Here is a 19325-nt window from a genome sequence, read left to right as displayed (position 1 = left end):
TACGGGTTAAATGTAAACAAAAATAATAAAGCCTTTTTTAAGGCACTCACATACTACTGGGAGAAAACGCATGACATTGAACAAACTTATTATCGCAACCACAGCGGCCATGGCATTATCGAGCCAAGTGATGGCAGAAGAATTGAAATTTGCTAACTTCACTCCGCCGTTCCACACCATCAATGCCTCGGTGATAGAGAAGTTAAACACGGACCTATCGGCCGCAACAAACGGCGCACTTACCGTGCGCGGATACCATGGCGGTGAGCTGGGTGCAGGGCCTGCTGAACAATACGTTCGAGTCTTACAAGGCGCCGCTGATATGGCGTGGGGCTTACCCGGTTATACGTCATCGCAGTTTGGTAAAACCATGATTTCTGAATTGCCAGGTGTTATTCCAGAAGGAACGCCTGGCTATGAAGCGTTATGGCGTGCTTATAGCAAGCATTTCAGTAATGAGTTCCCTGGCGTGAAGCCACTGGCATTGTGGGCGTCTGAGCCGAATATTTTTATCATGCGCAATAAAATCATTCGTACCCCGGCGGATTTAGCCGGCTTAAAAGTACGTGTTGCCGGTTCAACCGCAGCAGAAGTTGCCAGTGCTTTGGGCGCAACCCCTGTACAAATGCCGATCAGTCAGGTGTATAACGCCATGCAAACGGGCCTTATCGATGGGGTGATTACGGGAGCGTCGACACTTCGAGATTTTAAATTAGACGAAGTGGCGGACGCTTTAACAATTGGTGCGCCCTTAGGACGTTTGGCGTTTTACACCGTGTTGAACGGCCGTGTGTATGATGGATTGTCAGCCGACAAAAGAGCGGCCATTGATGCCGCCAGTGGTTTAGGGTTATCGAAAAGTGCAGAAGATGCTTGGTTGCAAACGGCCGCTAAAGCGCTTGAAGTGGCTCGTGCTGACCGTGCCAATACGATACTGGAACTCTCCGCTGCAGAGAAAGCGGCGTTTACCGCCGCCGTGTCTGGTGTGGTGCAGTCTTATGTGAAAAGCGTTGATGGTGCGGCCACATTAGCCGCTATGAAAGGCCAATAAAGCGATGTTGATTGCCATGCGAAAAGTAGCGGATGGGTTGATTGCCCTTTCCGCTACGGTTGGCTCTTTGGGGCTGATTTTTGAGGTTGTTATCATTCTTGCCGATGTTATCGGGCGCGCATTTGGCGCGCCCATCTATGGTTCTCAAGACATTATTACCATGAGTATGGTGATGGTTGTATTTGGTGCCATGGCATTGTGTGATCGCCAAGGCGGCCACATTGCGGTGGATTTGTTTGAGCGCAGTTATCCTGCGCTGATGAATCGTGTGATCGATATTTTGGCGGCTCTGTTGGGTGCGGTGATTTTTATGGGGATCGCCTATGCCATTAATGAGAGCGCTAAGCTGTCGGTGATGTTGAATTTGTCGACTAACTTATTGCGACTGCCAAAGGCCTGGTTTCAGAATGGGCTTTCTGTGTTCGCTTTGATTACCGCCGCTGGGATGGCGTTACGAGCGATTGAATTAATCCTGTCGGGTCGTGACATTCGCAAAGGAGAGGCTGCATGAGTGCGTCTTTAGTCGGCTTTATTGGCATCATAATGATGTTTGGGTTGCTGGTGCTGAGGGTGCCCGTGGCGTTTGCTATGTTCTCTGTCGGTTTTGTCGGTATTACGGTATTAGACAGCAGCCGCTCGGCGCTGAGCCTATTGGCGTCAGAAACTTTTACCTTGGCGTCTTCCCCTGAGCTGGTGGTGATTCCGCTGTTTATTTTGATGGGTAATGTGGCTTCCATTACGGGGATGAGCCAAAAATTATACGATGCGGCTTACGCTATTATCGGCCAATTTCGAGGCGGTTTGGCGTCGGCAACGGTGATTGGTTGTGGTGGTTTTGCGGCCTTGTCTGGCTCATCGGTGGCGTCGGCGTTGACCATGGGGAAGGTTGCGTTGAAGCAGATGGATCGATTCAAATACGATACCCGATTGTCTACTGGCGTGGTGGCGGCGGGCGGTACCTTAGGGATCTTGATCCCGCCTTCGACGGGCTTTGTGATTTACGCCATTTTGACCGAACAAAGTATCGGACGATTATTTTTAGCCGGCGTCTTGCCGGGCATCATGTTGCTGATGTTATTCATTTTAGTCATCATGGTTATTTGCTGGTTTCGTCCTGAATTTGGACCTGCTGGACCGGCCACAAATTGGCGTCAAAAGGGCAAAGCGATTCTTGGTGCTGGCCCTATAGTAGCGGTGATTTTACTGACTATTGGTGGTATTTACGGTGGTTTATTTTCACCGGTTGAAGCCGCAGCGGTCGGGGCTGGCGTGGTGATATTGGTAGGGTTCGCCACATCTTCTTTGTCGCTAAAAGACCTTTGGAATGCTTCTCGTGATGCCATCGTGACAACGGCGACTGTGATGTTAATTCTGATAGCGGCGCACATGATCAACCCTTTTATGGCGTTGAGCCATATTCCAACGGCGGTAGGGGAGTTGTTGTCAGGGTTGGGGTTAGGCGTGATTGGCACTTTGGTGTTGATTCTTGCGATTTATCTTGTACTGGGCTGCTTTTTAGAAGGCTTTGCCATGTTGGTGCTGACATTGCCGATTTTCTTTCCGATTATTCTGTCGCTTGGTATCGATCCTATCTGGTTTGGCGTGTTGACGGTGTTGACGCTTGAAATGGGCTTGATTTCGCCGCCAGTGGGCATCAATGTGTTTATCGTAAAATCCGTCGCTTCGAACGTCGAGCTGAGCGATATTTTTCGCGGAGTATTGCCTTTCTGGCTGATGATGATAGTGGCTGTTGCGCTGCTGATTATGTTTCCGCAGATTGTGTTGTTTTTGCCTAATACCATGTTTGGCTGATTGCCGTGTTATTAAAATCGTTCGTCTAACCCTCATATTGTCCACAATATGAGGGTTATTTTTGAACGAGTAAGAGAGGGTGTTAGGTGTTTTGTCCGGCCTCTTATTAAAAGATTTCTTCTATGGCACTTTTACCCCCTGGCAGGCCGCCCACCTGAAATGGCATAGGTGTTATTCCCGATTAACTTGCTCCGTACTAAAGACTTTTTTAGCATGGCGGTACGCCTGTGGGCGTTTTGATACGTTTGCTCAAATTCAATAAGGGTGTTTTATGATCATCGACAGCGCAAGTGTTTTATTACTGCTGTTTTTTGCATTGGGCAGTTATATACAAGCGACAACCGGCTTTGCTTTTGGCCTTATTGTGGTCAGTGGTGTGTCGGCGCTGGGGCTTGCCCCTATTGAAGTGACGGCGTTCGCCGTGAGCGTTTTAAGCTTGGTGAATGCCGGCGTCGGCTTGCAGGGCGGGCAATGGCGTGAAGTCAATCTACGTGCTTTTTTTGGCTTTATTATTCCTTGCCTGCCGATGATTATGATTGGCGTCTGGCTGCTGCATTATCTGGGTGATAACGCCATGAGCTTACTGCAGCTTATGCTTGGGGTGAGCATGGTGGTCAGTAGCGTGGTGATGATGTTGCAAGCACACAAAACACGCTCACCATCCACAACAAGCGCCTTTGCAGTGAGTGGCGTGATGGGCGGATTAATGGGCGGAATGTTCGCTACCTTTGGTCCACCAATTACCTTCTTGATGTATCGTCAGCCCGATTCTCAAGCGAAAATTCGAGCGACCTTATTATCGATCTTCTTTTGTACCGGACTGATACGAGTCGGCTTTATCAGCGCCACACAAAGCCTAAACATCACCACCCTATTATTGTGCGCGCTTGGCTTCCCCGTCGTCGCCTTGTCAGCGTACCTAGCAAAGCGTTACCCACTGCCTATCTCAAACCAAGTCATGCGTCGCGTGGCCTTTTCATTATTACTGTTGTCTGGCGTGAGCTTAACCTGGCAAGGAGGGGGATGAAGCCGCCCAAACTAAGGTTAGGTTTGGGCTGTTGTGGGCGTGTTTAACGACGCCAGTAAAGTCGGTTTGGGTTATCGACGAAGATCATTTGGCGTGTTTTTTCATCTGGCATCCAAGATGTTATTGTATTCAACAATGCGACGTCGTTTGGTGCTTCTGTTGGTGAGCCAGAGACATGAGGCCAGTTGCTGCCCCAGATAATGCGTTCAGGCGCGTGGTCGATGAGGCGTTTTGACATGGCGGCAATATCATCATAGTCGGGTCCGCCCGTGGCGGAGCTTTCATAGCAAGCGGCGATTTTGTAATAACAGTTACCTTTGTCGATTAAGCGCAGCAATTGGTCAAACTCTTTTGAATCGGGTGTTACCGGAGGCAAAAATTTGGCGTGGTGATCGATGACATAGTCGCCTTGAATCTGCTCAAGTAGCGGACTGTGATCGACAATATCGCGGCCATTAAATTGCACGATGCACGTCCAGTCAAGGGGTCTGATTTTTGCGTTAACCGCGAGCAGATCTTTAAGACGAACGGCCCCCAAAGTAAGCTCCATGATGCGTGCTCCTCGGACGCCTCGATCGTGCCATGCTTGCAATGTCGCATCATCGATGTCGGTTGTGACGACGGCCACACCTCGGCCTATGTCGCCGAGTTCGTCTAAGGCTTCCAGTAAGCAGGTATTGTTTGTCTGGTAGGCGTTCGGTTGTGTGATGACTACTTTTTCCAATCCCAGCCAGGCTTGGACGTGTCGGTAGTCTGTTAGGTTTGCGGCATCCACTGGAATGGCTGGGCCGCCTGGCATGCCAGCATGCTTGGCATCATAGACGTGGATGTGGGTATCGACGCTGCCGGCGGGGAGCGTGATCAATGGCGACGGTCCTGTGAGAGTACGAGGCATAGCTGTTCCTAAGTGTTGTTCAGATAATCATGTATCAAATCAGTGTTTGACGGAGTGTTTGGCGAGTTCTTCACGAACAATAGTGATGCCTAAGCCATGACCATTGGGGACGTTTAAGTGCCCATTATCTAATTCAAAGGGTACCGTGACGATGCTGGAACGGAACGGATTATGCGTTTGATCGAACTCAAAACGTGGCGAACTGGTGCCCGGAGAAGGTGGGCTAGGTGGAATAATGGCATGAAATTGCAATGACGCAGCCAGTGCCACACTGGTTCCCCAAACATGCGGGACACAGCGTACACCGTATACATCACATAGAGTGAGAATTTTTCGCGCTTCACTCAGGCCGCCAACACCACACACGTCAGGTTGTAAAATATCGACGGTGTTTTGTTTGAGCGCTTCGTTGATGCCCCAACGAGAATGCCATGTTTCGCCCCCAGCTAGTGGAATAGGTTGTGAGTGTCTTAATTTGTTATAGCTTGATAGCGCTTCTGGCACGACGGGCTCCTCGAACCAGAGAATCTGGCAATCCGCCACCTGGTTGGCTACGCGTGCGGCGTCGATGTGATCATAGCCATGATTCGCGTCTATCATCAATTCGATGTCATTTCCCAAGCATTGTCGAACTGCTTTTATAGACGCTACGTCGAGCTCGACCCCAAAACCAATTTTGATTTTGACAGCTTCAAAGCCTTGTGCTTTGTAGCCGGCTATTTCTTTAACGAGGCTATCAATTCGGTCTTCATCAATCATCCTAAAGCCACCGGTAGCATACGCTGGAATGCGAGTGCGGAAGGCGCCGCCCATTAACTGATAGGTGGGGCATTGATGATATTTTCCTGCCAAATCCCAAAGTGCTATGTCAATGCCGCTGATGGCATTGATCGTAGCGCCGCGTTGGCCTTGATCGCGAAACGTATTGTAGAGCATCAACCAAATGGGTTCGATGTCGAGGGCATTTTTGCCGATCAAAAGGGGTGTCATGGCTTTTATAAATGCGTCGTTGACGATGCGATTGCCTAAGCACTCTCCCCAGCCAACGAGGCCATTATCGCCGTGGATTTCCAGTAAAAGATGGTCGCGAGAAGTGAAACGCATAGAGGCGGATTCAAAAGGCTTCTCAAGCGTATGACTAAGGTGATGAGTGAGGATTTGTGTGATTTTCATCTTAAATACCTGTGGTTGATTTTTATTCTTGATCCACTGACAGTATCACAACTCATCTCATAAAAACTACATATTCATACTATGACTTGCTGCGTTCTATTTCGCGCATGAGTTTACGATAACGTTCGCAGCCATTTTGCAAGTGGTCTCGAACGGCTTGTTGGGCGGCTTTTACATCGTGTGCAACGATGGCATCAAGAATGGCTTTGTGTTCGTTGTTGAGCGATTTGTCGATGTCTGGGTCTCGTGGTAGCCCGGCTTCTTCTCTTAGGCGTGCGCGCGGAATCGTACGTCTACCTAGTACTTCCAAAAAATCAACGAAGTGCTGGTTATTGGTCGCTCTGGCAATGGACAAGTGGAATTCAAAGTCTTCTTGTTCTGCGCTCTCGCCGTTATTGACCTTTTTCTCGTAGGCGTCAAAACAGCGATAAATATCGGCTTCTTGTGCGAGAGAACAGCGAACGACCGCCAGTGCAACGGCTTCAAGCTCTACTGCGGCCCTTAATTCCAAGGATTCTATGGTGTCGGTCAGTGTTTGAGTGCTTTGTTTTAAAAGGAACGGCAACTCTTTTTTGGGCTCTGCAATGAAAACGCCCACACCTTGTTTGGCCTCCACTAAGCCTTCTGCTTTAAGGGTGGCGATAGCTTCTCGCAACACCGTGCGACTGACGCCAAGCTCGGCCATCAGTTTCGGTTCTGTGGGCAGTTTGTCGCCCTGGGTCATCCTTTCCCCGTAAATTCGATCACGAAGTTTGACGGCCGTTTGCTGCGGTAGGCTGGTTCGGGTTTTTTTATGTGGTGGCATCATCGTGTGGCCTATTCGGTAAAGCGTTGTGTCGCGTCTTGTTTTTTAATTTTGCTCAATGTATCACATGCAGAGAGAGGCGCTGAGTAAAAATATGAATATCGGTAAGATTATTTTGATAATCATAGTATGACTATTGAAATGTCATCTTATCATGTGCTACAAATAAAAGGGTCGAATGATGCCAGTCTCATTAGAGAAGGCTGTTGACCTGTTAGGTGAGCAGATGGCATTTGGGTAGGCTTTTAAAAAAAACAAAAAAAACCGGAGAGATAACAATGACATTCCCTACTAAAAAATTGGGCGTTGCCCTCGCAATGGCGACGGCGTTTTCTACTATGGCGTTTTCTTCTATGGCTCAGGCCGATTGGAAGGGCTGGAACATTCATAATACGGATTACCCTGTTACGGTTGCTATGGAGTCTTTTATTAAAGACGCGAACAAAGCAACAGAAGGTCGTGTGAGCGGACGTGTCTACAATGGTGCTGTTTTAGGTAGCCAATCGGATGCCATTCAAATGTTGCAAGTGGGCGGTATTCAGTTTGCTGGTTTTAATTTAGGGCCAATGGGGGATGCCGTGCCTGAAGTGAATGTGGTTTCTTTGCCGTTTATCTTCAAAAACCTTGATCATATGCACCGTGTTATGGATGGCCCTGTGGGCGATCAGCTGAGTGATGCGATGGCGAAACAAGGCATTATGTCATTGGCTTGGTATGACGGTGGCGCCCGTTCTTTTTACAATACGTCTAAACCGATCAAAACCCCAGCCGACATGAAGGGTGAAAAGTTCCGTGTAATGAACAATGAGCTGTATGTAGGCATGGTAGAGGCGCTGGGCGGCAATGCAACGCCAATGGCTTACTCAGAAGTGTACCAGTCTCTCAAAACCGGCGTGGTGGATGGCGCGGAAAATAACTGGCCTTCCTACGATTCCAGTAATCACTTTGAAGTGGCGAGTTATTACTCGTTAACAGAGCATTTGATTTTGCCAGAGTGTTTGTGTGTGAACGTGAAAACATGGAATGGTTTATCGTCAAATGATCAGGCGGCGGTGAAAAAAGCAGCTCGTGACAGTTCCGTGTTACAGCGTAAGTTGTGGGCTGAGCGTGATACCGAGAGCCGTAAAAAAGTATTAGCGGCAGGCGTACAGTTTAATGAAATTAAAGACAAATCTGCATTTCAAGATGCCATGAAACCGGTCTACGCGAAAGCGGTTAAAGACAACCCTTCACTGAAAACCTTTATCGAACAAATCCAAAAGACTCAATAAATTATTGTCTTTAAGGTCGTGCCTACTCTGTGAATGCACAGCGTAGGCACATTTCGATGGTGTTTAATTAATGAGTAGCCTGATGGATTCTTCCTCTTCAAAACAGACTCCTGTGAAGACTTTTCTGGATGTGTTGGCGTATTTAGCCACGGCGTTATCCGGCGTTTTTATGGTTGTGCTGGTGGCCAGTTTTGGTTGGTTAGTATTTGGTCGTTATGTGTTAAACGATACGCCAACTTGGGTTGAGCAAATGGCCTTGCTTTTAGTGACCAATATTACTTTTTTGGCGGCGGCGGTGGGCATTCATGAGCGCACCCATTTAAGTGTGGATATGCTGTCGCTGTGTGTTTCAAAACGCGTCAGCCAAATCGTCGATATTATTATTGATATGTCGTTGTTTACCTTTGGTTTTGCGATGGCGATCTACGGCCATGAGCTTGTTGATTTTGCTTGGTTTAGAAAAATACCTCTCCTGGGCGTTAGTGATGGCATTCGCTATTTTCCTGTAGTGGCGTCTGGAGTCTTAATTTGTCTATTTTCTGGACATCGTATTGTCACCAGCACGAAAGCGTTGTTTGTTGAGGCTTCTATAAGGAATCCATCCGCCGCTGATCCATTATCTTCTAATGTAAAGGGAGACCAGTGACATGGGCTTAGCTATTTTACTTGGGCTGTTTGCTCTATTGACGTTTATTGGCGTTCCTGTGGCCTTTGCTTTAGGCATGGCGGCGATTTCGGCATTTTGGTTCGAAGGCATTCCTTTGATGATTGGCTTCCAACGGATTGTGGCAGGTACATCGACGTTTTCTTTATTGGCGATTCCCTTCTTTATTTTTGCCGGCGAGTTAATGTTACACGGCGGGATCGCAGCGCGTTTGATTCGTCTTGCCTCTTCGGCTGTAGGTTGGATGCGTGGTGGTTTGGGTCAGGTTAACGTGTTTTCTAGCATGCTGTTTGGCGGTATCTCTGGTTCTGCGGTGGCTGATGTATCGGCGCTGGGTTCGTTGTTGATCCCTGTTATGAAAGAAAAAGGTTACGACCCTGATTACGCTGTGAATGTGACGGTGACGTCGTCTATTGCCGGTATCATGATCCCACCAAGCCATAACATGATTCTTTATGTGGTTGCAGCGGGCGGCGGCATGTCGGTCGCCAGTTTGTTCATGGCTGGCGTTGTGCCGGGTATTCTGATGTGTTTTTTGTTGGGTGTTGTTGCTCGATGGATTGCCATTCGAAAGAACTTTCCTACTGAAGAGTTTGCGGGTTTTAAAGTGGTGTTTTTCGCCTTTTTGGCGTCATTCCCTGGCTTGATCACCGCGATTATCGTAGTGGGTGGGGCGTTATCAGGCGTCTTTACGGTAACGGAATCGGGAGCGATTGGTGCCTTATACGCGATTTTTATCACGGGTGTCGTTTATCGATCATTGAGTTTAAAAGACTTTTGGGTTGCCGTGGTTCGCTCAGTTAAAACGACTGGAATGGTGATGATACTGGTGGGCTGTGCCTCTGCATTTGGCTACATGCTTGCCTTATATGAAGTGCCAAAAGTATTGGCTGTGGCACTGACTTCTATTTCAGACAATCCCATTGTTATCTTGTTAATGATGAACCTGATTTTATTGGTTCTGGGCATGATCATGGACATGGCGGCGTTGATTTTGATTTGTACGCCTATTTTCCTTCCGGTTGCGCTTGGTTTGGGTATGGATCCGATTCATTTTGGTGTGATGCTGATGATGAACTTAGGGCTGGGCTTGTGCACACCGCCTGTGGGTGGGTGTTTGTTTGTCGGTTGTGCTATTGGCGGTGTCTCCATTCAAAAAGCGGTGAAAACCATTTGGCCTTTTTACTTGGCTATTTTAACCGCGTTGATGTTAGTGACATTTGTGCCATCGGTGTCTATGGCGCTCCCGAATTGGATTAATGGGTAATCCTTCGGCTGTCAGTGGCGATGTGAATGCGACGAGATTGAAAAAGGGGAAAGCAATGAAAAGAGTGTTGTTAACAGGCGCTGCCGGTACATTAGGTAAGGCCATGCGCAAGGCTTTAGCGGGTTGGGCGAATGAGCTTGTGCTGTCAGACATCGTTCCCATTAACACTTTAAACGAAGGTGAGTCCTTTACGGCCTGCGATCTTGGTGATTTGTCGTCTGTGATCGATCTAGTGCGAGGCTGCGACGGGATCATTCACCTTGGTGGCCAGTCCGTTGAGGGCACGTTTGATAGTATTGTGAATGGCAATTTAAAAGGCACGTATCATATCTATGAAGCCGCTCGCCAGTTGGGAGTGAAGCGTATTTTTTTCGCAAGTTCCAATCATGTAGTGGGCTTTCATTCGCGTGAGACTCGCTTAGACGCGAACAGTCCGATGCGACCAGACAGTTTGTACGGTGTATCAAAAGGCTTTGGTGAGCTAATGGCGCAATATTACTTTGATAAATTTGGCGTCGAATCAGCGTTGGTACGTATTGGCAGCTGTTTGCCAAAACCCATCGATCGTCGCATGTTATCGACTTGGTTAAGCGAGGGCGACCTGGCGGATCTGATTAAAAAAGTCTACACCGTTAATCGTTTGGGCTGCACCGTGATTTACGGTGCGTCGAATAATCCTTGGTCTTGGTGGGACAACCGCCTTTCCAACTTTGTCGGCTGGCAACCCAAAGCATCATCACAGTCATTCGAAGACGAAGTGCTAAAACAGGACGCGCCCTTGGACGGTGACAATCCAGCGCTTTTATTTCAAGGTGGTTTTTTTGCCACAGCAGGGCACTTTGAAAACAAGTAACGTGCTCAAAAATGAGCGATTTAATACGACTTAAATCGACTTCGACGAAAGACAATTTTTATTAACAAAACGAAATTTTTATCCACTGTTGGGTAGGGATTTCTTTGGCCCAAATTTGGGCTTATTGACAACATGAGGATCATCTTATGGCGCTTTCTACAGCTAAAATCCGTTCTGCATTGAGTGACGGTTTGCTTTCATTTCCGATCACCGATTTTAATGATAATGGCGAGTTCCAAGCCGACACTTATAGACAGCGCATCGAGTGGTTTGTTGAGCACGACGTATCGTCTGTTTTTGTCGCAGGCGGAACGGGCGAGTTCTTTTCTCTGGGTCTTGAGGAGTACAAAGCCATTTGCCGTATTGCCGTTGAGACAGTGGCAGGTCGGGTGCCTGTTATCGCCAGTGCAGGTCGCAGCGTCATAGAGGCAAAAGAATTTGTTAAAGCCGCAGAAGAGGCAGGCTGTGATGGTATTTTGCTCATGCCACCCTTTCTTACTGAATGCCCTGAAGAGGGGATTGTGGAATACGCGACACGCATCATGCAAAGCAGTCCGATTCAATTTATTTATTATAATCGTGGCAATGGCATCTTGGGTGCTGAAAGTGTGAAGCAGCTTGCGGCGCAAAACTCAAACCTAATTGCGCTTAAAGATGGCGTTGGGAACATGGCAGCCTTAAATGATATTGTCAAAACCGTCGGTGACCGTTTGGTATATATTGGTGGCGTTCCTACGGCCGAGATCTTTGCTGAGGCTTACCTTTCCATCGGAGTGAACACTTACTCTTCAGCGGTTTTTAACTTTATGCCAGACATGGCGAACCGTTTTTACAAGGCTTTACGAGCAGGTGAAAAAGACACAGTGACAGCGATTATTAAAGACTTCTTTATCCCATTTTGTCGACTACGAGATGAGAAAAAAGGCTACGCAGTGAGTTTGATCAAGTCGGGTGCAACGGCCATTGGTCGCTCAGCTGGAAATGTTAGAGCGCCCTTGACCATGCCTACAGCGGAGCAAGAAAATCGACTGAAAGCCTTAATTAACGCCAATAAATAGAACACCCAGCAAAGTGCATCTAGTAAAGTACATCCAGTGAGTTTTAGTCGCTCAAGTCTTATTATTCAGGCTTGAGCTTTTTACTTTCTGTTTAAAACCTTGTGATATATAAAGTTTTAACTGCTCGGTTCTTGTAATTTCAACATCATGGTTAGACGGTTTTACCTAACTTTAAAAAATACATTCTCGTATTGAAAATTAGGTTGTATGATGTATGATGTTTTAGTGTTGTAAATAAAGTAACAGAAAAAATTGTCCCATATACAAAAACAATTAAAGGAACACAGTGATGAAAAAATTGTTTCAGAGCTCGACAATTCTAATGGCAGCAGCGTGTGCATTGGCTCCAGCGGTAGCAAATGCGTCAGATAATCCTATTAGAGGAAATATCCGTGTTGTTATCGGTTCTAAGTCTACGGGTGGCGATACTTATCAGGCGTCTGCGATCATTGCAGAAGCCTTGGCTAAGAAAATCGACACTAACGTTAAAGTGGATGCGGTAGGCTTTTCCGCAGGTTATCAAGCGTTAGCTCGTGTTCCAACGGGTAATACCTTGATGATTTTCCATGATCAGGCTTATTTAGGAAATCTATATGGACAAAAAGGCTATGAAGATCCCTTCAAAGAATGGATTATTGGGCCTTCTTTTGCGACAAATCCAGGGAATGGTTACCTTGTTCCAAAAAACTCTCCATACAAAAATATGGATGAAATCCTAAACGCGGCAGGTAATGGCAAGACCATTCGTGTTGCGATTCAGCCCGGCGGCGTCTCTGAAATCGGCTTTACGGCCATGAAAAACGCAGTGCGTCTTGCGTATCCGGGTCAAGAGGACAACGTAGTCGCATTGAATACCGGATCACAATCTGACAAAAACCAAGCCTTATTTGATGGGCTTGCAGATGTGATTAATGGCAGCGTGCAGGCGAATGAACAATACACTCGTCTACCCGCTGATGATCAAAAAGCGATGAACTTTGTTTGGCTGACAGCAAAAGCCTCCACCATTGGTGGTGCTAACCCTAAAGGAATGGGTGAAACGTCACGCGAGCAACTCATGCAGTTTGCATCTGGGCTTGGCGTTAATGTCCCCATGGACGCAGAAAGCAGTTTTACGTTTGATAAGGAGTTTTTCTTCTTATATAACAAGCGCATGTCTCCAGAAGTAATTAAGTTTTTAGACAATGCCCTAGCGGAAGTTTTTGCAGACGGCAAAGTGCAGGAAACGCTGAAAAAATCGTTCTTTATTCCTAACTTCCGCACATCGGCTGAAGCGCAAAAGCATTTTAAAGCTAAGCGTGATAGTTATGCGAAAATTATAGACAACCTACATAAATAATACTTGTGGGTAAGCGCCGTGAACCAAGTGGGTTTGGTTCACGGCGCCGTGATTGTTCGCTAGAGAGGGTTGTATGTCTGATTGGTTTTCTTCATTAAATACCGTCGTAATTGACTTTGATGTGTCTCATCTGTTTTTTCCTAGAATCGTTATTTGTTTATTGTTGATTTTAGGGTTAGTGATTGTGGTGACCCACTGTCGTTCAGTGATGCGAGCGATCCGTTCGGGTCGTTATCAGTTCTTTGTTAAAAACGCCGATTTTTTTCGACTGCTCGCCACCTTTGCTTTAATTCCAGCATACTTCTGGTTGATGGAGGCGATTGGAGAGGTGTTACTTGGGAACGTGCGATTAAGTCAGATTATTAGCACTAAGTCGCAGCTGGCCTGATTCGCTCTTTAATTCACTAAAAACCTCGGTTTTTAGTGTGTCTTATTCTCTAGTTGGAGGCTTAAAAGCTCCAACTACCATCATCAAGACGGATTAACCCCGTGCAGACCTTATCATCTGATCCACTCGCAGTATATTTCCCAGTGCAAACAACACCGCGAGCTTATTGTCATTTTTTGATAGACCTTTATAGACCACTTTGCGGAAGCCAAACTGGCACTTCAGTATCCGAAACGGGTGCTCTACTTTTGCTCTGATGCTCGCTTTTATGTACTCAGTATTGATGGGGATTTTATTAATACGGGGATGCTTTTTCCATTCCCGAACCTTGCTTGGCATCTCCGCAATCAACCACTCCAACGTCTTATCTTTGGTTTCCTCACGTTTTTCCACGCCACGGTAGCCCGAGTCAGCAGAGACAAACGTCTCATCGCCATGCATTAGCTCAGTGATTTGGTTTAGGTCATGTTCATTGGCAGAAGTGGTGGTGAAACTATGCACCAAGCCACGTTTAGCATCGACTCCAATATGTGCTTTTAATCCGAAGAACCATTGGTTTCCCTTCTTAGTTTGGTGCATTTCTGGATCACGTGATTTGGCTTTATTTTTGGTCGAGCTAGCGGCTTCAATAATAGTCGCGTCAACGATGGTACCTTCTTTGAAGTAAATACCTGAGTCTGATAGCCATTTATGGACTTCTTTAAATAGTTTTCGTCCAAGCTTATGCTTTTCCAGTAAGTGCCTGAAATTCATAATAGTTGTGTGATCAGGTATCGCACCTTCTAAGGATAATCCAGCAAAAAGCCGTATAGAGGTAATTTCATAAAGAGCGTCTTCCATTGCAGGGTCTCCCATGTTGTACCAGTTCTGCATAAAGTGAATGCGCAACATGGTAGACAAAGGATATGGGCGACGTCCGTTACCTGCTTTTGGATAGAAGGGTTCAATTTGGGCTTCAAGCTGCTGCCAAGGAATCAATTCATCCATTCGTCCAAGAAAGAGTTCTTTGCGAGTCTTGCGGCGTTTGCTGGTAAATTCGGTGTCGGCGAAGGAAAGCTGGTTCATGATCGGTAGGCGTCGTAGTTGTCTTAAGTCGGCGAGATTATCTCATGTTACCGACTTAATCGCATCTTCCCTAATATGGGCTTAGGGTTTTTATTGGCATCGATTCCTTTTGTGTTGTTGATGTCGATTCTTTATTGCCACGATTTAACACGCCGAAATCTGACAATCATCGTGACCAATGCAGTCATTGCCCCGACGGTCGTCTGGGTTATTTTGTATCATTTCTTTCTTGTGTCGATGCCTGTTGTGGTTGAATTAGCCGGACACTTCAATAAAGGATAATATCCAATTATTGAGGTGTAAAATGACTAAACGTACTAACAAACAATATCCAAACGATTTTAAGCAAGAAGCGGTGGCGCTGGTGATTGAGCAAGGTTACTCAGTTGTTGAGGCTGCCGCTTCACTGAATATCACTGACAAGCTACTTTATAACTGGGTAGCGAAGTTTAAACAACAAAATGAAGATTCAGAGTTGTCGAAGGATGAGCGGGCTGAACTCGCTCAGCTCAGAAAAGACAATAAGCGCTTGCTAATGGAGCGCGAAATATTAAAAAAGGCTTCAGCGTTTTTCGCAAAAGAAATGAAATAAAATATTCATTTATCAAAAGTTTAGGTAAGCAGTACCCAGTTGTCATATCGTGTAAAGTGATGCGCGTTAGCAAATCTGCATACTATGCTTGGCGAAAACGTCCCGCGATAATTATCAGTGCACAAACACTGAATTTACATCGTAGGGCGAAGGCGCTTTTTGAAGATAGTCGAGACAGTTTGGGTAGCCGTGAGCTTGGGAAAAAGCTTCGCAAAGAAGGCTTTGATGTTAGCCGGCATAGTGTCATTGGCTTGATGAAACGATTGGGGTTAGTCGTTAAGCAGCGTATCCCTTACAAAGTCACAACAAAGCGCAAAGACAGTGATGCTGTAGCTGATAATTTATTGAACATGAATTTTAACCCGTTAGGCCAGAACCAGGTGTGGGCTGGGGATGTGTCATATTTAAAAACAGGCGAAGGCTGGCTATACCTTGCTATTGTAATGGATTTGTTTGGTCGTCGCATAGTGGGTTGGCACACGTCAAAACGTATGACGACAGACTTAATTGAGCAAGCATTTTTAAAAGCACATCGCTTACGACAGCCGCCAAAGGGCTTAGTATTTCATAGCGATAGAGGTTCGCAATACACGAGTAAACGCTTTAGAAGCCTATTAAAACGGCTTGATTGCCGCTCTAGCATGGGTGACGTCGGTGCGTGTTGGGATAATGCCGTGGTTGAAAGGTTCTTCGGCAGTTTAAAACATGATTGGTTGTTCAAGGTAGCACAACCAACAAGAGAGCATATGAAGCAAGATGTTGCGGCCTATGTGAAATATTACAATCTGGAGCGATTACATTCGTCGAATGGCGACCAATCACCCATTGAGTATGAAAACTCCTTTAGGAAAGTGTCCGGTTGGACTTGACCAGAACAGCCTTAGAGACGGAGTAATATTATGGAATTTCTTGAATTACTGTCGCCAGCTTTCTTTTTATTGGCCGCGGCGGGAGCGATCATCGGCATTGTTTTTGGGGCCATTCCTGGAATGACGGCCACGATGGCCGTTGCGGTGTGTTTACCGCTTACTTATACGCTGGGGCTTCAAGAAGGCTTAGCATTATTGCTGGGTTTGTATGTCGGAGGAATTTCCGGCGGGTTGGTGCCCGCGGTGTTGCTGAACATTCCAGGTACGCCATCGTCTATTACAACGACGTTTGATGGTTACCCGATGGCGCAACGTGGTGAGGCGGAGCGTGCGCTAAAAACCTGCATTGTCGCTTCTTTGTTTGGGGGGACTTTTAGTGCGTTGATATTGTTTTTCTTTGCGCCGGTTTTGGCGGATTTTGCGATTAAATTCTCCTATGTAGAAAAATTCCTGATGATATTCTTTGCGATGTCTGTTATCGCATCGCTCTCTAAAAATATTTTGATGGGAGTGTTCAGTGGCTTGCTTGGTGTGTTGCTCAGCCTAATTGGTACCTACGATGTGTCTAATGGCGGCAATGGAGAATATCGTCTAATGGCGCCTTTTATGGAACCTTATTTGGCATACGGGTTTTCATTGCTGCCTGTTTTGATTGGTCTTTTTGGTGTGGCGACCATTATTGAAGAGGCTGAGAAAGGTGTGAAGGAGCCGTCTTTAGAGAACAAAGTGAGTTTAACGAAAGGCAAGCCGTTTTCATTTGGTATTTTCAAAGGGCAAATAAGCAATCTTTTACGCTCTTCTTTTATTGGCACTTTCATTGGTATGTTGCCGGGTATTGGGGGCAGTGCCGCATCAATTTTGGCGTACACTCAGCAAAAAAACTTTTCTAAAACCCCAGAGAAAATGGGCACAGGTGAGCCAGAAGGTTTGGTGGCGTCTGAGTCCGCCAACAATGGTTTGACTGGAGGGGCTTTGATTCCATTGTTGTCGTTAGGGATTCCTGGCGACAGCACAACGGCGGTGTTAATTGGGGCCTTTACTTTGCAGGGGTTGCAAGTTGGGCCTTTGTTTATTGGTGAAAATATTAACACCTGGTATTCAATGATCACCGCTCTGATGTTCGCCAACATCGTCATGTTTGTGGTGATGTTCTACGCCATTCGCCACATAGCAAAAGTGGTGTTGATCCCTAAATTTATTCTTTATCCCATCATTGTCATGATGTGCACCGTTGGGGCGTATGCGATCAACTACGGCATAATGTTCGATGTGTGGACATTGTTTATTTTTGGGGTGGCGGGTTGGGCTTTTACCAAAATCGGCATTGAAATTGCGCCACTCGTCATTGGTTTTATTCTTGGCAGCAGTGCTGAGGTGTATTTTGTGAAGAGTTTAGAGTCCTACGGTGAGTATTCTGTTTTGTTCACCAAAAGCCCGATTGCCGTGGTGTTGTGGGGGTTGATTGCATTATCAATTTTTGTCTCTGTTATGATCCATAAAAAAAGCAAGCAACAAGCGAAACAAGGAGCAGTAAAATGAGCTCGTCTTATGTCTTAATCAAAATTCATGACAACGACAACGTGGCCATTATTCTTAATCAGGGCGGCGCGCCTGCGGGGGCGAAGTTAGATAATGGCTTGGTATTAAAAGAAGCGGTGCCGCAAGGTCATAAAGTGACCTTACAGGCGATCAAAGAAAATGACACCATTATTCGTTATAACGAAGTCATTGGTTATGCGAACAAAGATTTGGAAATGGGATGTTGGGTGTCTGAACAAGTGGTTCGAATGCCAACGCCGCCAAACCTAGATGAGCTGCCCTTGGCGACTCGTGAGAAACCCGTTTTTGAGCCGTTGGGTGGGTATACCTTTGATGGTTACAAAAATGCAGATGGCTCCGCCGGCACAAAAAATTTACTTGGTATTAGTACCAGTGTGCAGTGCGTTGCCGGGATGACGGATTATGTGGTCAAGCTGATCAAGCAAACTTTGTTACCAAAGTATCCGAATGTTGATGGAGTGGTTGCGCTAAATCATTCTTATGGTTGTGGCGTGGCGATCAATGCGCCCGGCGCCATCGTGCCGATTCGTACCTTGCAAAACATGGCGAAAAACCCCAATTTCGGTGGCGAAATTATGGTAATCGGATTGGGTTGTGAAAAATTACAGCCTCATCGTTTACTTGAGATAGAGGATTCCCAGGCGGTAAATATTTTACCAAACTCCGCGGCCGCGAAGCGCCTTGAAGACAGCGTTGTGAGCTTGCAGGACGAGTCCCATCATGGTTTTCAAGACATGGTCGATCACATTATGGACATGGCCGAAGAGCATCTTAAACGCTTGAATTTACGACGACGTGAACCGTGTCCTATTTCTGAGCTGGTCGTCGGTATGCAGTGCGGTGGCAGTGACGCGTTCTCAGGCATTACTGCGAACCCTGCGGTGGGTTATGCCTCGGATTTAATTGTCCGTGCCGGTGGTTCGGTGATGTTTTCAGAAGTCACCGAAGTGCGCGACGCGATTCATTTGTTAACCCCACGCGCGCAAACCGTTGAAGTAGGCAAAGCCTTGTTGCGTGAAATGCAATGGTATGATGATTACTTGAATCAAGGTCAAGCGGATCGCAGTGCGAACACCACGCCGGGTAATAAAAAAGGTGGCTTGAATAACATTGTAGAGAAGTCTTTGGGGTCGATTACGAAATCGGGCAACAGCCCCATTGTCGATGTGTTGAGTCCCGGTGAGCGTATTCGTAAACGTGGTTTGAATTTTGCTGCGACCCCTGCCAGTGACTTTATTTGCGGCACTTTGCAATTTGCCTCTGGAATGAACATTCAAGTTTTTACGACGGGGCGTGGTACGCCTTATGGTTTAGAAGTTGCGCCAGTGATTAAAGTATCGACCAACAGTTCGCTGGGTAACCGCTGGCATGACTTGATTGATATGGATGCGGGTCGTATGGCAACCAAGGAAATCACGTTAGAAGAAGCGGGTTGGGAGCTGTTTCATCTTATTTTGGACGTGGCGAGTGGACGTAAGCAAGTGGCTGCGGATCGGCTGGGGCTGCACAACGACCTTGTGTTGTTTAACCCAGCGCCTGTGACCTAAAAAGCAACCGTATAATTGCATGAATTTGACTTGTATTTACCATGTTTGGTTGTATGATGTATTACAAGTAATCACTAGAAGCCTTCCGA

General features: G+C 46.6%; 19 protein-coding genes. 15 read left to right on the top strand and 4 right to left on the bottom strand.

Features of this window, described 5'->3' with window-relative positions:
- Nucleotides 1-70 precede the first annotated feature (70 nt).
- The 4 genes from FXV75_RS14105 to FXV75_RS14090 all read left to right on the top strand — a co-directional run bounded on the left by FXV75_RS14105 (nt 71) and on the right by FXV75_RS14090 (nt 3890).
- Nucleotides 71-1051, top strand: a complete 981-nt coding sequence (locus tag FXV75_RS14105; RefSeq protein ID WP_148834392.1) for a TRAP transporter substrate-binding protein — start codon at nt 71-73, stop codon at nt 1049-1051.
- A gap of 4 nt (nt 1052-1055) precedes the next feature.
- Nucleotides 1056-1562, top strand: coding sequence for a TRAP transporter small permease (locus FXV75_RS14100; protein WP_148834390.1), 507 nt, complete (start codon nt 1056-1058; stop codon nt 1560-1562).
- The gene (locus tag FXV75_RS14095) at nt 1559-2863 is read left to right on the top strand and encodes a TRAP transporter large permease (protein WP_148834388.1); all 1305 of its coding nucleotides are present in this window, start codon (nt 1559-1561) and stop codon (nt 2861-2863) included. The genes FXV75_RS14100 and FXV75_RS14095 overlap by 4 nt, the downstream gene beginning before the upstream one ends.
- A gap of 271 nt (nt 2864-3134) precedes the next feature.
- Nucleotides 3135-3890, top strand: a complete 756-nt coding sequence (locus FXV75_RS14090; protein WP_148834386.1) for a TSUP family transporter — start codon at nt 3135-3137, stop codon at nt 3888-3890.
- Nucleotides 3891-3933: 43 nt separating this feature from the next.
- Here the strand turns inward: FXV75_RS14090 and FXV75_RS14085 are convergent, their stop codons facing one another.
- The 3 genes from FXV75_RS14085 to FXV75_RS14075 form a co-directional block, all read right to left on the bottom strand.
- A complete protein-coding gene (locus FXV75_RS14085) occupies nt 3934-4785 on the bottom strand; it encodes an amidohydrolase family protein (protein ID WP_148834384.1) in 852 nt (283 codons plus the stop codon).
- Between the two features lie 39 nt (nt 4786-4824).
- Nucleotides 4825-5958: a mandelate racemase/muconate lactonizing enzyme family protein gene (locus tag FXV75_RS14080; protein ID WP_148834382.1), complete on the bottom strand. Its 1134-nt coding sequence runs from the start codon at nt 5956-5958 to the stop codon at nt 4825-4827.
- Nucleotides 5959-6037: 79 nt separating this feature from the next.
- Nucleotides 6038-6766 (bottom strand): FadR/GntR family transcriptional regulator, encoded by a 729-nt coding sequence (locus FXV75_RS14075; RefSeq protein WP_262368566.1) that lies wholly within the window; start codon nt 6764-6766, stop codon nt 6038-6040.
- Nucleotides 6767-7041: 275 nt separating this feature from the next.
- On the opposite strand from FXV75_RS14075, the gene FXV75_RS14070 reads away from it, so the two are divergent.
- The 7 genes from FXV75_RS14070 to FXV75_RS14040 all read left to right on the top strand — a co-directional run bounded on the left by FXV75_RS14070 (nt 7042) and on the right by FXV75_RS14040 (nt 13603).
- Nucleotides 7042-8034 (top strand): TRAP transporter substrate-binding protein, encoded by a 993-nt coding sequence (locus FXV75_RS14070; RefSeq protein WP_148834380.1) that lies wholly within the window; start codon nt 7042-7044, stop codon nt 8032-8034.
- Between the two features lie 70 nt (nt 8035-8104).
- Entirely contained in the window at nt 8105-8680 is a 576-nt protein-coding gene (locus FXV75_RS14065) for a TRAP transporter small permease (RefSeq protein WP_262368565.1), read from the top strand.
- A 1-nt stretch (nt 8681) separates the two neighbouring features.
- On the top strand, nt 8682-9965 hold the full coding sequence (locus tag FXV75_RS14060) for a TRAP transporter large permease (RefSeq protein WP_148834376.1): 1284 nt from the start codon (nt 8682-8684) through the stop codon (nt 9963-9965).
- 55 nt (nt 9966-10020) lie between these two features.
- A complete protein-coding gene (locus FXV75_RS14055) occupies nt 10021-10818 on the top strand; it encodes an NAD-dependent epimerase/dehydratase family protein (RefSeq protein WP_148834374.1) in 798 nt (265 codons plus the stop codon).
- Nucleotides 10819-10964: 146 nt separating this feature from the next.
- Complete coding sequence (locus tag FXV75_RS14050; protein ID WP_148834372.1) at nt 10965-11876, top strand: 5-dehydro-4-deoxyglucarate dehydratase; 912 nt, start codon at nt 10965-10967, stop codon at nt 11874-11876.
- A gap of 289 nt (nt 11877-12165) precedes the next feature.
- Nucleotides 12166-13215: an ABC transporter substrate-binding protein gene (locus FXV75_RS14045; RefSeq protein WP_148834370.1), complete on the top strand. Its 1050-nt coding sequence runs from the start codon at nt 12166-12168 to the stop codon at nt 13213-13215.
- A 73-nt stretch (nt 13216-13288) separates the two neighbouring features.
- Entirely contained in the window at nt 13289-13603 is a 315-nt protein-coding gene (locus FXV75_RS14040; protein WP_148834368.1) for a hypothetical protein, read from the top strand.
- A gap of 93 nt (nt 13604-13696) precedes the next feature.
- Here the strand turns inward: FXV75_RS14040 and FXV75_RS14035 are convergent, their stop codons facing one another.
- Nucleotides 13697-14671 (bottom strand): IS5 family transposase, encoded by a 975-nt coding sequence (locus tag FXV75_RS14035; RefSeq protein ID WP_262368613.1) that lies wholly within the window; start codon nt 14669-14671, stop codon nt 13697-13699.
- A 90-nt stretch (nt 14672-14761) separates the two neighbouring features.
- Here FXV75_RS14035 and FXV75_RS14030 point away from each other — a divergent pair, with 90 nt between their 5' ends.
- The 4 genes from FXV75_RS14030 (at nt 14762) to garD (ending at nt 19236) form a co-directional block, all read left to right on the top strand.
- Nucleotides 14762-14950: a hypothetical protein gene (locus FXV75_RS14030; RefSeq protein ID WP_148834364.1), complete on the top strand. Its 189-nt coding sequence runs from the start codon at nt 14762-14764 to the stop codon at nt 14948-14950.
- Between the two features lie 22 nt (nt 14951-14972).
- Nucleotides 14973-16129, top strand: a protein-coding gene (locus FXV75_RS14025; RefSeq protein WP_187424833.1) for an IS3 family transposase whose coding sequence is annotated in 2 segments (ribosomal slippage) — nt 14973-15243 and nt 15243-16129 — 1158 coding nt in all. Because the reading frame shifts where the segments join, the coding sequence is not laid out codon by codon here.
- A gap of 30 nt (nt 16130-16159) precedes the next feature.
- Nucleotides 16160-17668 (top strand): tripartite tricarboxylate transporter permease, encoded by a 1509-nt coding sequence (locus FXV75_RS14020; RefSeq protein ID WP_148834362.1) that lies wholly within the window; start codon nt 16160-16162, stop codon nt 17666-17668.
- Nucleotides 17665-19236: a galactarate dehydratase gene (gene garD / locus FXV75_RS14015; RefSeq protein WP_148834360.1), complete on the top strand. Its 1572-nt coding sequence runs from the start codon at nt 17665-17667 to the stop codon at nt 19234-19236. The genes FXV75_RS14020 and garD overlap by 4 nt, the downstream gene beginning before the upstream one ends.
- Nucleotides 19237-19325 lie beyond the last annotated feature (89 nt).

The organism is Marinomonas sp. IMCC 4694 (assembly GCF_008122525.1).
Taxonomy (GTDB): domain Bacteria; phylum Pseudomonadota; class Gammaproteobacteria; order Pseudomonadales; family Marinomonadaceae; genus Marinomonas.
The sequence above is the reverse complement of the archived record's forward strand: the minus strand, read 5'-3'. Positions and strand labels throughout refer to the sequence as shown.